General features: G+C 60.6%; 12 protein-coding genes. 9 read left to right on the top strand and 3 right to left on the bottom strand.

Annotated features, from left to right (window positions below):
* Positions 1 to 30: 30 nt before the first annotated feature.
* The gene (locus ERD80_RS22770; RefSeq protein ID WP_248295826.1) at positions 31 to 279 is read right to left on the bottom strand and encodes a hypothetical protein; all 249 of its coding nucleotides are present in this window, start codon (positions 277 to 279) and stop codon (positions 31 to 33) included.
* Between ERD80_RS22770 and ERD80_RS22765 the strand changes: the two genes are divergently transcribed.
* Positions 248 to 559: a hypothetical protein gene (locus ERD80_RS22765; protein ID WP_248295825.1), complete on the top strand. Its 312-nt coding sequence runs from the start codon at positions 248 to 250 to the stop codon at positions 557 to 559. The two genes, ERD80_RS22770 and ERD80_RS22765, sit on opposite strands and share 32 nt — an antisense overlap.
* A gap of 201 nt (positions 560 to 760) precedes the next feature.
* Positions 761 to 1,774, top strand: coding sequence for a hypothetical protein (locus ERD80_RS04915; protein WP_058758290.1), 1,014 nt, complete (start codon positions 761 to 763; stop codon positions 1,772 to 1,774).
* A gap of 48 nt (positions 1,775 to 1,822) precedes the next feature.
* Here the strand turns inward: ERD80_RS04915 and suhB are convergent, their stop codons facing one another.
* Complete coding sequence (suhB, locus tag ERD80_RS04910) at positions 1,823 to 2,626, bottom strand: inositol-1-monophosphatase (protein ID WP_058758291.1); 804 nt, start codon at positions 2,624 to 2,626, stop codon at positions 1,823 to 1,825.
* A 122-nt stretch (positions 2,627 to 2,748) separates the two neighbouring features.
* On the opposite strand from suhB, the gene trmJ reads away from it, so the two are divergent.
* From trmJ to sseB, 5 genes are all read left to right on the top strand, one after another.
* The gene (trmJ, locus tag ERD80_RS04905) at positions 2,749 to 3,492 is read left to right on the top strand and encodes a tRNA (cytosine(32)/uridine(32)-2'-O)-methyltransferase TrmJ (protein WP_031279390.1); all 744 of its coding nucleotides are present in this window, start codon (positions 2,749 to 2,751) and stop codon (positions 3,490 to 3,492) included.
* Between the two features lie 135 nt (positions 3,493 to 3,627).
* Positions 3,628 to 4,125, top strand: a complete 498-nt coding sequence (gene iscR, locus ERD80_RS04900; protein WP_031279392.1) for a Fe-S cluster assembly transcriptional regulator IscR — start codon at positions 3,628 to 3,630, stop codon at positions 4,123 to 4,125.
* Between the two features lie 89 nt (positions 4,126 to 4,214).
* On the top strand, positions 4,215 to 5,384 hold the full coding sequence (locus ERD80_RS04895; protein ID WP_136545942.1) for an IscS subfamily cysteine desulfurase: 1,170 nt from the start codon (positions 4,215 to 4,217) through the stop codon (positions 5,382 to 5,384).
* A gap of 57 nt (positions 5,385 to 5,441) precedes the next feature.
* Positions 5,442 to 6,728: an aminopeptidase PepB gene (gene pepB, locus ERD80_RS04890; RefSeq protein ID WP_136545940.1), complete on the top strand. Its 1,287-nt coding sequence runs from the start codon at positions 5,442 to 5,444 to the stop codon at positions 6,726 to 6,728.
* Between the two features lie 52 nt (positions 6,729 to 6,780).
* On the top strand, positions 6,781 to 7,548 hold the full coding sequence (gene sseB / locus ERD80_RS04885; RefSeq protein WP_136545938.1) for an enhanced serine sensitivity protein SseB: 768 nt from the start codon (positions 6,781 to 6,783) through the stop codon (positions 7,546 to 7,548).
* Positions 7,549 to 7,784: 236 nt separating this feature from the next.
* Here the strand turns inward: sseB and sseA are convergent, their stop codons facing one another.
* A complete protein-coding gene (gene sseA, locus ERD80_RS04880; RefSeq protein ID WP_125309194.1) occupies positions 7,785 to 8,624 on the bottom strand; it encodes a 3-mercaptopyruvate sulfurtransferase in 840 nt (279 codons plus the stop codon).
* 146 nt (positions 8,625 to 8,770) lie between these two features.
* Between sseA and ERD80_RS04875 the strand changes: the two genes are divergently transcribed.
* Positions 8,771 to 13,651 (top strand): alpha-2-macroglobulin, encoded by a 4,881-nt coding sequence (locus tag ERD80_RS04875; protein WP_136545936.1) that lies wholly within the window; start codon positions 8,771 to 8,773, stop codon positions 13,649 to 13,651.
* Between the two features lie 60 nt (positions 13,652 to 13,711).
* Positions 13,712 to 15,428 (top strand): penicillin-binding protein 1C (pbpC, locus tag ERD80_RS04870; protein WP_136545944.1); only part of this gene is annotated, 1,717 nt, incomplete at its 3' end.

Raw genomic sequence — 15,428 nt, 5'->3', positions numbered from 1 at the left:
TCTCACCAGTTACTGGCTGGAGAAAGGCAGCTATTTGCTGGTGATGGCGCTCGGCAGGTGGGCATGACCGCAGCCGCAGTCAGCATGGTGCTGATGATGCGGCCTTACCGCGCGAATCTGGAGCCCGGTTGCCGGACGGAACGCGCGGCGTAACCCCTGCAGCGCGCGCCAGCCCACCCAGACGCCGAGCGCGCAACAGCTGGCCGGTGCGGTGAGCGGCAGAACCCAGGCGCTGGTGGTGCTGTCGATGGGGCTGCGGCCCTGTTCCGGTGCCATCATGATGCTGTTGTTTGCCAAAGTGATTGGCGTATATGGCTGGGGCGTGGCCTCGGCGCTGACCATGGCGCTGGGCACCGCGCTCACCGTGTCGCTGCTGGGTTTGCTGGTGCAGCGCTCGCGCGTGCTGGCGGTGCGCCTCGGCAGGGTCAGCAGCACAGGGGCAGCGCAATGGTTGTTGCCGGCCGTGATGCTGGCTGGCAGCCTGCTGTTGCTGCTGGCCGGCTTTATTTTATGGCACAGTGCTACGCCCGGCTTCGGTGGCGGTCTGCGTCCTTTTTAATTAATACGCTTTAAAAAATAAGCGCAGCATGTTCCCTGAATATGCTGCGTTTTTTTTTGCCCGCGACGCAGAGTTTAATTTCTCTTGCCCGACGATCTGGTGAAAAGAGTTTTCTCTGTCTACGCTAGATAATATCAAAAAGGACAGGGTGTGCTCTTATATGCGTTACTCTTTATCGTCAATGTTTGTGAGGAAATAAATATGCCTGAAACCTGGACTAATAATGGCAGCACGGAAACGGTGGTGGAAACGCACGGCGGTTTACCGTTGAAACGCATTTCCTGGAGTGCCGTATTTGCAGGGGTGATTGCGGCATTAATCATTCATATTTTACTGGGGCTGCTGGGAACCGCAATCGGTGCCACGACCATCGATCCCCAGCAGGAACAAAATCCGCTGGAACACCTCGGGACCGGGGCGCTGATTTGGACCGGGGCCAGCATGCTGATTGCGCTGGCGGTCGGTAGCTACGTTGCCGGACGGCTGGCTCAGCGCGAAGGTGCGCTGCACGGTCTGCTGATGTTTGGTGTCAGTACCCTGATTACACTGTGGCTGGCGATTTCACTTGCCAGCGGTATTATCGGCGGCGCCTTTAATATTTTAGGCTCCGGTTTTAATGCCCTGGGGAACGGTATTTCTGCGGTAGCGCCATCGGTGACCAATATGGCGAAAGAGAAGCTGCAGGAAAATAATATCAACCTGGATGATTTGCAAAATGAATTGCAAACCACGCTGCGCCAGACCGGCAAACCGGAACTGCAGCCGGAAAATTTACAGCAGGATGTAAATAGCGAAGCGAATAATGCGCAAAACCAGGCGAAACAGACGGCACAGAATCCACAGAATGCCGACAATGATATTGCCAATTGGATCCGTGGTGTACTGAGTCGCCATGCCGATACGCTGCAGGCGGCAGACCGCGATGCGCTGAAAAACATTATTAAAGCGCGGACCGGAAAAAGCGATCAGGAAGCGGAGCAGATCGTTAATCAGACTGAGCAGAGCTATCAACAGGCGATGCAGAAATATCAGCAGCTGAAGCAGGAAGCGGAGCAGAAAGCGCGTGAAGCCGCAGAGAAAGCCGCGGCGGCAACGGCGAAAGCCAGCTGGTTTGCCTTCTTCATGATGCTGATCGAGGCGGTGCTGGCGGCGGTCCTCGGTGGTGTCGGTCGGCGTACCCAGCCGCGCACCGTGTTAACCCACGAGCGTCGCTAATAAAGTCGGTAATAAAAAAGGCGGCTGATTTAGCCGCCTTATTTTTGCTTAGCGCTTCAGCGCTTCGCTCAGTTCTTCGCGCATGCTGGCCAGCATCGCCTTCACCACACGCGGGTTACCGGCCACCAGGTTGCCAGACAACATATAGCCGTGGTTACCGGTGAAATCGGTCACCAGACCGCCCGCTTCACGCACCAGCAGTTCACCGGCAGCGAAATCCCATGGCTTCAGGCCAATCTCAAAGAAACCGTCAACGCGACCTGCGGCCACATAGGCCAAATCCAGCGCAGCAGAGCCGGTACGGCGGAAATCAGCGCACTGGGTAAACAGTTTTGCCACGATGTTGATGAACGGCGTGGCGTGCTGCTTCAGCTTGAACGGGAAGCCGGTAGCCAGAATGGTGCCGTCGAGGTCACGCGCCGTGCTGCCGCGCAGGCGATAGCCGTTAAGCTGCGCGCCCTGACCGCGTACAGCGGTAAACAGTTCGTTACGCATTGGATCGTAAACCACCGCCACTTCGGTGCGGCCTTTGATGCGCACGGCGATAGAAACAGCAAAGTGGGGCAGACGTTTGATGAAGTTGGTGGTGCCATCCAGTGGATCGATTACCCATTGAACATCCTGATCGTCGCCCGCCAGCTCACCGCTTTCTTCGGTGATGATGGTGTGTTGCGGGTAAGATTTGCGAATCACTTCGACAATCAGACGTTCTGCGTCGCGGTCAACATTGGTAACGAAGTCGTTGCTGCCTTTCTGGCTGGCTTCGACGGCGTCCGGGGTTTCATAATTCTTGGCAATTAAATTTCCGGCCTTGCGCGCTGCGCGCACGGCGATGTTGAGCATCGGATGCATCGGTATCTCTCACTGGATGTTAAAGAACGGGGTGAAAACGGCGCGGAGTATATCAGGGTGTTCAGCAAATGTCCTGCTTTTATGTTAGGATGCGCGCCATCATTTCCTTATCGCTATCTATTATGCTGCAAAATATCCGAATCGTACTGGTAGAAACCTCGCACACCGGCAACATGGGTTCCGTTGCCCGCGCCATGAAAACCATGGGCTTAAGCAACCTGTATCTGGTCAATCCGCTGGTGAAACCGGACTCGCAGGCTATTTCACTGGCAGCCGGTGCCAGCGATGTGATCGGTGAGGCGAAGATCGTCGATACGCTGGATGAGGCGATTGCCGGCTGTAGCCTGGTGGTGGGCACCAGCGCACGCTCGCGCTCGCTGCCGTGGCCGATGCTTGACTCGCGTGAATGCGGCATCAAAAGCGTGGAAGAGGGCCAGCAGGCGCCGGTGGCGCTGGTGTTTGGTCGCGAGCGCGTGGGCCTGACCAACGAAGAGCTGCAGAAGTGCCACTATCATGTCGCCATTCAGGCCAACCCGGAGTACAGCTCGCTCAACCTGGCGATGGCGGTGCAGATTATTGCCTATGAAGTGCGCATGGCGTGGCTGGACGCGCAGGAGAAAGCCAGTCCGCAGCCGCAGTACGAAGCCTCGCCGTATCCGCTGGTTGACGATCTGGAGCGCTTCTATCAGCACATCGAGCAGATGATGCTGAACAGCGGCTTTATCCGCCAGGGCACACCGAGCCAGGTGATGAGCAAACTGCGTCGCCTCTATACCCGTGCGCGTCCGGAGCGCGATGAACTCAACATTCTGCGCGGCATGCTGTCGTCGTTTGAAAAACCCAAAAACGACAAGGGTAATAGTTGAGTAAAACACCAGGTTAAATAGTTGAGCGAAATACTCGGTTAAATAGTTGACCAAAATACTCGGGAATGTCAGACTGGCCTCCATTCTTCAGATAACCCGCCGACTCGCTGGCGGACGCTTACGAGGTTGTATGCTATGAGACTGACATCCAAAGGACGTTATGCCGTAACCGCTATGCTGGACGTTGCCCTGCACTCGCACGAGGGCCCGGTACCGCTGGCCGATATTTCAGAGCGTCAGGGCATTTCGCTCTCCTATCTGGAGCAGTTATTCTCGCGTCTGCGTAAGCACGGTCTGGTGGCCAGCGTGCGGGGTCCGGGTGGCGGTTATCTGTTAGGCAAAGACGCCGGCGCGATTGCAGTTGGCGCGGTGATCACCGCGGTGGACGAATCCGTTGACGCCACCAAATGCCAGGGTAAAGAGGGTTGCCAGGGCGGCGAGCGTTGCCTGACCCACGTCCTGTGGCGCGACCTGAGCGAGCGCATCAGCGATTTCCTCAACAACATCACGCTGGCGGAACTGGTGAATAACCAGGAGATCCTCGACGTGGCCGATCGCCAGAACAGCGTTGATAATCGTCGCTTCCAGCAGCATCGCGTGCAGGAAACCATCAACGTCAATCTGCGCGCCTGATCCTCTCCCGTTCAGCCTCTGCTGTTAACCCAGGAGAGGCTGAATCGTGCTATAAAGACGTATGATTTTTTATACGGAGTTTTAGCGCAATGAAATTACCGATCTACCTGGATTACGCAGCGACAACGCCTGCGGATCCGCGTGTCGCCAGCAAAATGATGCAGTTCCTCACTTTGGATGGCACCTTCGGTAACCCCGCTTCCCGTTCCCACCGTTTTGGCTGGCAGGCTGAAGAGGCCGTTGACGTGGCGCGCAACCAGGTTGCCGAACTGATCAACGCCGATCCACGCGAAATCGTGTTTACCTCTGGTGCCACCGAGGCCGATAACCTGGCGCTCAAAGGCGCGGCGCAGCAGCATCAGGCGCGCGGTAAACACATCATCACCAGTCAGACCGAACACAAAGCGGTGCTCGACAGCTGTGCTCAGCTGGCGCGCGAAGGCTTCGACGTCACCTTTCTGCAGCCCGGCGCGGACGGCATCGTCACGCCTGCGATGCTGGAGGCGGCACTGCGCGACGACACCGTGCTGGTGTCGCTGATGCACGTCAATAATGAAACCGGCGTGATTCAGGACATCGCCGCGCTGGGCGCGCTGTGTCACGCACGCGACATCCTGTTCCACGTGGACGCCACGCAAAGCGTGGGCAAACTGCCGCTCGATGTCAGCGCGCTGCCGGTGGATTTGATGTCGTTCTCAGCGCACAAACTGTACGGGCCGAAAGGCATCGGCGCGCTGTGGGTGCGGCGTAAACCAAAACTGCAGATCGACGCGCAGATGCACGGCGGCGGTCACGAGCGCGGCATGCGTTCGGGGACCTTACCGGTGCACCAGATTGTCGGCATGGGCGAGGCCTATCGCATCGCGCGCGAAGAGATGGCGGACGAGAGTGCGCGTCTGGCTACGCTGCGCCATCGTCTGTGGCAGGGCATCAGCACGCTAAGCGACGTACAGCTCAACGGTTCACTCGAACAGGGCGCGCCGAACATCCTCAATATCAGTTTTGCCCACGTCGATGGCGAATCGCTGATCATGGCGCTGAAAGATCTGGCGCTGTCGTCGGGATCCGCCTGCACCTCAGCCAGCCTTGAACCCTCTTATGTCCTGCGCGCCATGGGCGTGGATCAGCAGCTGGCTTACAGCTCGCTGCGCTTTTCGCTGGGGCGCTTTACCACGCAGGAAGAGATCGATTATGCCATCGGGGTAGTACATAAAGCGGTAACGCGCTTACGGGCGTTGACGCCGGCCACTTCCCGCTAAATTTTCGCCCTGCGCCGGTCAGTGCGCAGGGATAACAAACGCAAACGGAGCCACGCGATGACAACACAACCCATGACGATTACGCTCAGCTCCCAGGCCGCCGACGCGCGCTGGGGCGAGAAAGCCTTGCTGAGCAGCAATGAAAGTGGCATGACCGTTCACCTGACCGGTGCCGATGCGCTGATGAGCATTCAACGTGCCGGACGCAAGCTGGACGGTCAGGGCATCCGCCACGTCGCGCTGAGCGGCGACGACTGGGATCTGGAGAAATGCTGGGCGTTCTGGCAGGGTTTCCGCAGCCCTAAAGGTCAGCGTCAGGTCGAATGGCCGGCGCTGAGTGATGCCGATCAGGCCGAATTTGATCGTCGCCTGAAGATCGTTGACTGGGTGCGCGACACCATCAACCTGCCCGCGGAAGATCTGAGTCCGGAGCAGCTGGCGCACAGCGCGATCGATCTGATCAGCGAAGTAGGCGGTGACGCGGTGAGCTATCGCATCATCAAAGGTGAGGATCTGCGTGAGCAGGGCTATGCCGGGATTCATACCGTAGGCCGCGGCTCGACGCGTCCGCCAGTGCTGCTGACGCTGGACTTTAACCCCGGCGGCGACGACAGTACGCCGGTGTACGCCTGCCTGGTGGGCAAAGGCATCACCTTTGATACCGGTGGCTACAGCCTGAAGCAGAGCGCGTTCATGGATTCGATGAAATCAGACATGGGCGGCGCAGCAACGGTGACCGGTGCGCTGGCGCTGGCGATTGCGCGCGGCCTGGATAAACGCGTGAAGCTGTTCCTGTGCTGCGCCGATAACATGGTGAGCGGCAACGCGTTCCGCCTTGGCGACATCATCCGCTATCGCAACGGGAAATCCGTTGAAGTGATGAACACCGATGCCGAAGGGCGTCTGGTACTGGCCGACGGGCTGATCGACGCCAGCGAACAGCGTCCGCAGCTGCTGATTGATGCGGCCACGCTGACCGGTGCCGCGAAAACCGCGCTGGGCAACGATTACCATGCGCTGTTTACCTTTGACGACGTGCTGGCGGAGTCGCTGCTGGGCAGCGCCACCAGCGAGAATGAAGCTTTCTGGCGTCTGCCGCTGGCCGAATTCCACCGCAACCATCTGCCGTCCAACTTTGCCGATCTGAATAACATCGCCAGCGCGGCACATGCAGCGGGCGCCAGCAGCGCGGCAGCGTTTCTCTCGTGGTTCGTCAGCAACTATCAGCAGGGCTGGCTGCACATTGACTGCTCCGCGACCTATCGCAAAAGCGCGGTCGATCAGTGGTCTGCCGGTGCGACAGGCCTTGGCGTGCGTACCATTGCCAATCTGTTACTGAAATAATCCCGACAACGGCAGGCTGCAACCTGCCGTCTTTTTTGGAAGCCTATCCCTTATGAGTAACCGTCTTGAAGAGGTGCTGAAGCTGGCGGCCACCGAGCCTGCGCACCGTCCGGAATTTTTTCAGCTATTGCTGGAGGCCGATGTCTGGGTGCCGGGCGAAAGTCCCGCGGAGCAATTTGATGCCACCTCGCCGGTAGAATTACAGCACTGGGAAAAAGAGGGCGGCGGCAGCGTGATCCCTTTCTTTACCTCAGAAGCAGCGATGAGCGAAGCTATCCAGGGTGAGCAGCCGTACCTGCGTTTACCGACGCGCACGCTGTTTGAAATGACGCTGGGCGAAACGCTGTTCCTCAATCCGAAACTGCCGGCCGGCAAAGAGTTTTCACCCGGCGAGATCGCGCATCTGCTGGGCGAAGAGGGCAGTGCGCTGAGCCAGCAAACGGTGCTGGAGGGCGGTCATGCATTGCTGCTGTCCGAAGTGGCCGAGCCGCCAGCGCAGATGATCGATTCGCTGACCCAGCTGTTTGCGAAATACAAACAGGTGCGTCGCGCCTACCTTGCCAGCATTCGTGAGCGTGCCGATGAACAGGCGAATCTGTTGATTGGGATTGAAGCCGACAGCGATATTGATGCGATTATTCAGGCGGCCGGCAGCGTGGCGACAGATACGCTGCCCGATGACGCGCCGATTGATATCTGTGAAGTGGTCAGCAACGAGCAGGGTGTCAGCCATTTCTTCACCGCGCACATTACGCCGTTTTATGAGCGCCGCTGGGGCAGTTTCCTGCGCGATTTCAAAGGCAGCCAGCGGATTATCTAGTGCCGGTGCGCATCAGTGCGCCGGTAAATCGCACCGATGCTACCAGGTGCGCATAAATGCGTCATCAACATCGTACCGATTTCACCCAGGTGCGCATTAATGCGCACCCTACATGTAGGGTCGCCGTTCACGGCGACCGGATAAATGTGTGTAACATCCGACAACGCGCACCTTACGGCGACCGGATAAATGTGCACAACATCCGACAACGCGCACCTTACGGCGACCGGATACACTTATTTCTCAATCGGTAAATCGTCGCGGCTGCCCCATTCTCCCCATGAACCGTCGTACAGCGTCACGTCACGCACGCCCAGCGCGGTCAGCGCCAGAATCACCACCACCGCCGTCACGCCGGAGCCACAGCTGGCGACAATCGGCTGATCCAGCTTAATGCCTGCCTTTGCAAACAGAGCGCGCAGCTCGGCGGCCGGTTTCAGCTCACCGTTGGCCACCAGATCGTTCCACGGCATATTCAGGCTGTGCGGGATATGGCCGCGCAGCAGGCCGGGACGCGGCTCATCCACTTCGGCATTGAAACGGTTGGCCGCGCGCGCATCGACAATCTGCGCACCGCCTTCGTGGCTGATCAGCAGCACATCGGTCAGGCGCTTCACCTGGCTGCTGTCGTACTGCGCGTTGAACTCGCCCTCAGGCAAATCCACCGGACCGGTTGCCAGGCTGAAGCCAGCGGCTTTCCAGCCCTGCAGGCCGCCCGCCAGAATCGACACCTGTTCACAGCCAAAGGCACGCAGCATCCACCAGGCGCGCGGCGCGGAGAACAGATTACCTTCGTCGTACACCACTAGGTGCTTATCCTGGCTGATGCCCAGCTCGCGCATCGCCACGGCAAAGGTCTCTGCGCGCGGCATCATATGCGGATACGGACTGGTGTGATCGGACAGCGCTTCGATGTTGAAAAAAGGCGCATCCGGCAGATGCCCGGCCAGATACTCCGCCGTGATATCGCGCACCGCTTCCTGACCTGGCGGCAGCATGCGGGCATCCAGCACCTGCAAACGCTCTTCGTGGTAATGTTCATTCAACCAATCAGCGGACACAAACATGGCTGTCATAGCAACCTCTTCTCCATCAGCGGCAAAGGCCCAGTGTCCGGGAATGTGAAGGCTATCTCAAGGGTAACATTGCTAAAGTTGGCGGCTTGATGTGAAATTGCGCAGCACAACACGTTTAACCTTTTGGGGCTGGTGAGGGAATTACCATGGCAAGATGTGTAAAACGACTGCTGTTCAGCGTGCTGATCGGCGGCGCATTACTGGGCGGCGCGCAGCCGTCGCTGCAGGCGGCTGATACGCCTGCGCCGCAGGCCGCGACACGCGCTCTCGCGGTGATCGACCTGTCCGAGCTGCAGCTGGACGGCGCGGCGGCGCTGGTACTGACCTTCAACCGCGCGCTCGACGGTCAGCAGGATTTCAACCACTGGATCAGCCTCACCGATGACAGCAGCGGCAAGGTCGACGGAGGCTGGGAGCTGGCGCAGAACGGCAAAGTGCTGCGCTTCCGTCATCCGCAGCCGGCGCGCAAGCTCACCGTCACCGTCAATGCCGGCCTGAAGGCCGCGGATGGCAGTGCCTTAGCCAGCCCATTCAGCCAGACACTCACCACGCGCGACATCCAGCCGATGGTCGGTTTCGCCAGTCGTGGCTCGCTGCTGCCGCTGCGCCTGGCGCAGGGACTGCCGGTGCTGGCGCTCAACGTTAACCAGATCGATGTTGATTTCTTCCGGGTGAAAAATGCCTCACTGGCAGATTTTCTCGCCCAGTGGAATTACGGCAACAATTTGTCGTACTGGGAATCGCGCGATCTGCTGAAAAACGCCGATCTGGTTTACAGCGGCCGCTTCGATCTCAACCCGGCACGCAATACGCGGGAAAAAATGCAGCTGCCGCTCGGCGACGTCGCGGCGCTGAAACAGCCGGGTGTCTATCTGGCGGTGATGAAACAGGCCGGCACCTACAACTACACGCAACCGGCGACACTGTTCACCCTGAGCGACATTGGTTTGTCGCTGCATCGCTTCCCGGGCCAGCTCGAACTCTTTAGCCAAAGTCTTGCCAGCGGTGCGCCGTTAGAAGATGTCACCATTCAGCTACTGGATGAAAAAGGCCAACAGCTGGCGAGCGGCAGCAGCGACAGCGAGGGGCATCTGCGTTTAGCGGCTAACGCCAAAGGCAAGCTGCTGCTGGCGACCAGTAAAGGCCAGACTTCGCTCATCGACCTTAATCACCCGGCGCTGGATCTGGCCGAATTCCCAATTGATGGTCCGCAAGGCTACGACAAACAGTTCTTCATTTTTGGCCCGCGCGATCTCTATCGTCCTGGCGAAACGGTCATCGTTAATGCGCTGCTGCGCGATGCCGATGGCAAACCACTGCCGCCGCAGCCGGTGAAAGCTGAAGTGGTGCAGCCGAATGGTGAAGTGGCACAAACCTTCGTCTGGCAGCCAGAGAACGGCGTTTATCAACAACGTTTTGCCTTACCGGCCTCGGCGATGACCGGTAAATGGACGCTGCGTATTAACAGCGGCGACAACCAGCCGCGCAGCTGGCCGTTCAATGTAGAAGATTTCCTGCCCGAACGGATGGCGCTGTCGCTTAAAAGCAACACTCAGCCTCTGTCGCCAGATGCCGACGTCACCTTTGCTGTCGAAGGTCGCTATTTGTATGGCGCGCCAGCGACAGGCAACGAACTGCAAGGCCAGCTGTTCCTGCGCCCGGCGCGTGAAGCGGTCGCTGCGTTGCCAGGTTATCAGTTTGGCGACATCACTGAGGAACTGAAACGTAGCCTTGATGATGTGGATGAAAAGCTGGACGACAGCGGCAGGCTGCAGCTTAAGGTTGAAAGCAGCTGGGCGGAGAGCCACTCTCCGCTCAACCTGATTTTGCAGGCTAGCCTGCTGGAGACCGGCGGTCGTCCGGTAACGCGGCGTGCCACGCAAGCGATCTGGCCTGCGGCCGCGCTGCCGGGCATTCGTCCGTTGTTTAACAGCGAATCAGTGTACGACTATCGCACCGATCGTTATAACGATGAGCCAACCGTGCCGGAAAACAGCCTTGCCGAATTTGACGTGGTGTACGCCAATGCGCAGGGCGAAAAGCTGGCGGCGCAGGATCTTGATGTGCGTTTGATCCACGAACGTCGCGACTACTTCTGGAGCTTCTCCGACAGCGAAGGCTGGCAGTCACGTTACGATGAAAAAGATCTGCAGGAAGAGCAGCAGCGCATCAGCATTGCGGCGGGCGGCAGCCAGAAAGTCAGTTTCCCGGTAGAGTGGGGCACCTATCGTCTTGAAGTGCATGCCGGTGACAACATCGTCAGCAGCGTGCGTTTCCAGGCAGGTTACTGGTGGCAGGACAACACCAACGGCACCGGCGCGCTGCGTCCGGATCAGGTCAAACTGAAGATCGACAAAGCCGCCTATCAACCCGGCGACACCGCGCGTGTCACGGTGGAATCCCCGGCGGCTGGCAAAGGCTATTTGCTGGTGGAGTCGAGCAGCGGCACCTTGTGGTGGCAACCGCTGGATGTGCCAGCGGGCGGCGCTACCATTAATGTGCCAGTCAGTGCGGAGTGGAAACGCCACGATCTGTATCTTAGCGCGATTGTGGTGCGCGACGGCGACAAAGCGAACGGCACTACGCCAAAACGCGCGGTCGGCTTGTTGCATCTGCCGATGGCAACCGCCGCGCGCCGCCTGACGCTGGCGCTTGAGGCACCGGACAGGATTCGGCCGGAACAAACCGTGCAAGTCAAGGTTAAAGCCCGCCGCGAGGGCGGTGCGCTGCCGCAGCAGGTGCAGGTGTTGCTGTCGGCGGTGGACAGCGGCGTGCTGAGCATTACCGACTATGCCACCCCCGATCCGTGGAACGGCTTCTTTGGCCGCAAGCGCTACAACGCCGATCAGTATGACGTGTTCGGGCAATTGATTGAGGGCGGAGGCAAACTGGCGGCGCTGCGTTTTGGCGGTGACGGGGATGATGCCGATGCGCTGTCGCGCGGCGGTAAAAAGCCGGTCACCGAGGCGCAGATTGTGGCGCAGCAGCTGCAGCTGGTGACGCTGGATGCCAGCGGCGAGGGCACGCTGGAACTGCCGGTACCGGCCTTTAACGGCGAGCTGCGGCTGATGGCGCAGGTGTGGAGCGAAGACAGTTTCGGCGCGGCAGATCGTAAAATGGTGGTCGCCGCACCGCTGGTAAGCGAACTGGCGACGCCGCGCTTTCTTGCCAGCGGCGATCAATCAACACTGGCGCTGGATTTGACCAACCTTACCGATCAACCTCAAACGTTGAACGTCGCGGTTAACGCAAGTGGTTTGATTGCACTCAACGGCCAAATCCCGGCCAGGGTGCAGCTGGCGAAAGGGGCGCGCACCACGCTGGCGATTCCGGTTAAAGCGCAGGACGGTTTTGGTGAGGGCGACGTGCAGGTGACCGTTTCGGGGCTGAGCCTGCCGAACGAGACGCTGGCACCGAGCGTGCGCCGCTGGAAGATTGGCGTGCGTCCGGCTTATCCGGCGCAAACCCTGAGTTTCGATAACGTAATGAACAGCGGGCAGCGCTGGCAGGTGATGGCGAGCGCTTTCAACGGCCTGCAGGCCAGCACGCTGAGTGGCCAGCTGTCGCTGAGTTCTCAGCCGCCGCTGAATATCGCCAGCTACATCAGCCAGCTTTACGCTTATCCCTATGGCTGTCTGGAGCAGACCGCCAGCGGCATCTGGCCTTCACTCTTCACCAATCACGCCCAGCTCAGCGCGATGGGCATCAAAACCAGCAGTGATGAGGCGCGCCGCGCGGCAATTGACACCGGCATTGCGCGCCTCGCCGGCATGCAGCGCGGTAACGGCAGCTTTGGCCTGTGGAGCAAAGAGAGCAGCGAGGAGTTCTGGCTCACCGCTTACGTCACTGACTTCCTGCTGCGTGCCAGCGAAGCGGGCTACAGCGTGCCGGAGGGCGTGATTAATCGCGCCGACCAGCGCCTGCTGCGTTATTTGCAGGATCCGGCGCAAATCGAAACCAGCTGGAGTAGCGATGCCGATGCGCTGCGTTTTAGCGTGCAGGCCTACGCGGGGCTGGTGCTGGCGCGTCAGCAGCAGGCGCCGCTCGGCGCGCTGCGGGCGCTGTATGACCAACGCGCCGAGGCGAAGTCCGGACTGGCGCTGGTGCAGCTTGGCGTGGCGTTGCAGCAGATGGGCGATACGCAGCGCGCGCAGCTGGCGCTGATGCAGGGCATCGCGCTGCAACGCCAGCCTGACATGTGGCTGGGCGATTACGGCAGTCCGTTGCGTGACCGCGCGCTAACGCTGGCGCTGCTGACGGAAAATCAGCTGCTGCCGGAGCAGCAGGGGCCATTGCTGATTGAACTGGCGCAAACGCTGCACGGGCAGCGCTGGTTCTCTACGCAGGAGAACAATGCGCTGTTCCTTGCCGCGCGGACGCTGCAGCAGCATCCGGGTGAAGCCTGGCAGGCCACACTGCAGGACCAGTCGCTGCGCAGCGATCGACCGCTGAGTCTCGGGCTGAGCGCGCAGCAGTTGCAGCAGGGCCTGACGGTGACCAGCGACACGCCGTCGCCGCTGTACGGTACGCTCAATGTGGTCGGCTATCCGCGCACCGCGCCGTCACCGGTCAGCAATGTGCTCAGCATCAGTCGCGAATACTTCACGCTGGACGGCAAACCGGCTGATCTCAATAACCTTAAGAGCGGTGAGCTGCTGGTGGTGCGGCTGAAGGTGGGTGCCAGTCAGCGCGTCAGCGATGCGCTGGTGGTGGATCTGCTGCCGGCCGGGCTAGAGCTGGAAAATCAAAACCTGAGCGACAGCAGCGCCAGCCTGGGCGACAGTGCCGATGCGCTGAAAGAGAGCATGATGGACATGCAGCAGGCAAACATTAAACATCTTGAGTTCCGCGACGACCGCTTTGTCGCCGCGCTGGCGCTGGATGGCTACACGCCCGGCACGCTGCTGTATCTGGCGCGCGCAGTGACGCCGGGCAGTTATCGTCTGCCGCCACCGCAGGTGGAGTCGATGTATGTGCCCGCGTGGCGCGCCATCGGCACCACGCCGGAAAAACTTCATGTGCGTTAAGCGCCCGTGACGCAGCGCCACCGACGCCTGTGCGGGCTGGCGCTGCTGCTGCTGCTGCTGATGGGCGCAGTATGGCTGCTGGACCGGCTCGATCCGCTGCCGCTGCGCCAGTTACAGCCGGCGCGGGTGGTGGTAGCGGAAGATGGCACGCCGCTGTGGCGCTTTGCCGATCGACAGGGCGTGTGGCGCTATCCGGTGACGCTGGACGAGGTGTCTCCGGCCTATATTGAGGCGCTGCTGACCTACGAAGACCGCTGGTTCTGGCACCATCCCGGCATTAACCCGCTGGCGATAGTACGCGCCGTCGGGCAAAACCTGCTGCAGCACGGCATTGTCTCCGGCGGCAGCACGCTGACTATGCAGGTGGCGCGGCTGATTGATCCGCAGCCGCGTACCCTGCGTGGCAAAGTGGTGCAGGCGTGGCGCGCGTTGCAGCTGGAGTGGCATCTGTCGAAGCGCGAGATCCTCACGCTGTATCTCAACCGCGCCCCGTTTGGTGGCACGGTTGAGGGCGTCGGCGCTGCCAGCTGGATGTGGCTGGGCAAACCGGCGTCGCAGCTTACCCGCGGCGAGGCGGCGCTGCTGGCGGTGCTGCCGCAGGCACCCAGCCGTTTGCGCCCGGACCGCTGGCCGCAGCGCGCTGAAGCTGCCCGCAATAAAGTGCTGGATCGCCTGGCGCAGTATCAGGTGTGGCCGGCGCAGACCGTCGCCGAAATCAAACAGGAGCCGGTATGGCTGCCGCCGCGTCAGCTGCCGCAGCTGGCACCGCTGCTGGCGCGCCGGCTGCTGTCGCTGTCGCCCGACAGCAAAATTACCTCCACGCTGGATGTGTCGCTGCAGCGCGAACTGGAGAACCTCGCTGCGTCGCTGCAAACCCGGCTGCCGCCGCGCACCTCGCTGGCACTGCTGGTTGTCGACCACAGCAGCATGAAGGTGCGCGGCTACGTCGGCTCGGTGTCTTTCAATGACGACAGCCGCTTTGGCCACGTGGATATGATTGCCAGCGTGCGTTCGCCGGGATCGCTGCTCAAGCCGTTTGTCTACGGCATGGCGCTGGATGATGGCCTGATTCATGGCGAATCGCTGCTGCAGGATGTGCCACGCCGCTTTGGCGACTATCGTCCCGGCAATTTCGACAGCGGCTTTCACGGCCCGGTCAGCGCCAGCGAAGCGCTGCAGCGTTCGCTCAACCTGCCGGCGGTGCAGCTGCTGGAGGCGCTTGGACCGAAAAACGTCGCCGCGCGGCTGCGCAATGTCGGCCTGAATCTGCGTTTTCCGGCGGGCGGTGAACCGAATCTATCGCTGGTGCTGGGCGGCACCGGCGCGCGGCTGGACGACATTGTCGCCGCCTACAGCGCCTTTGCCCGTCACGGTAATGCTGCGCAGCTGCGCTGGCTGCCGCAGCAGCCGCTGCTGCAGCGCCCGTTACTGTCGCCCGGCGCGGCGTGGATTGTGCGCCGCATCCTCGCCGGTGAGGCGCAGCCTGCCGCCAGCGGGGCGGTTGCCGATATCGTGTCGCTGGCGTGGAAAACCGGCACCAGCTACGGCTATCGCGATGCCTGGAGCGTCGGTATCACGCCACGCTATCTGATTGGCGTCTGGGTGGGCAGGCCGGATGCCACACCGGTTGCCGGCCAGTTCGGTTACGCGTCGGCGGTGCCGGTGATGCAGCAGGTTAATCACCTGCTGGCGGGACACCTGCCGGCGCGCGGCGTGCCCGGCGATCCGCGCCCGGCAACGGTCAGCGCCGTCAGTATCTGCTGGCCCGGCGGCCAGC

The sequence above is a fragment of the Pantoea sp. R102 genome (genome assembly GCF_004916815.1).
Classification (GTDB): Bacteria; Pseudomonadota; Gammaproteobacteria; order Enterobacterales; family Enterobacteriaceae; genus Pantoea; species Pantoea dispersa.
This window is presented reverse-complemented; position numbering and strand designations above follow the sequence as displayed.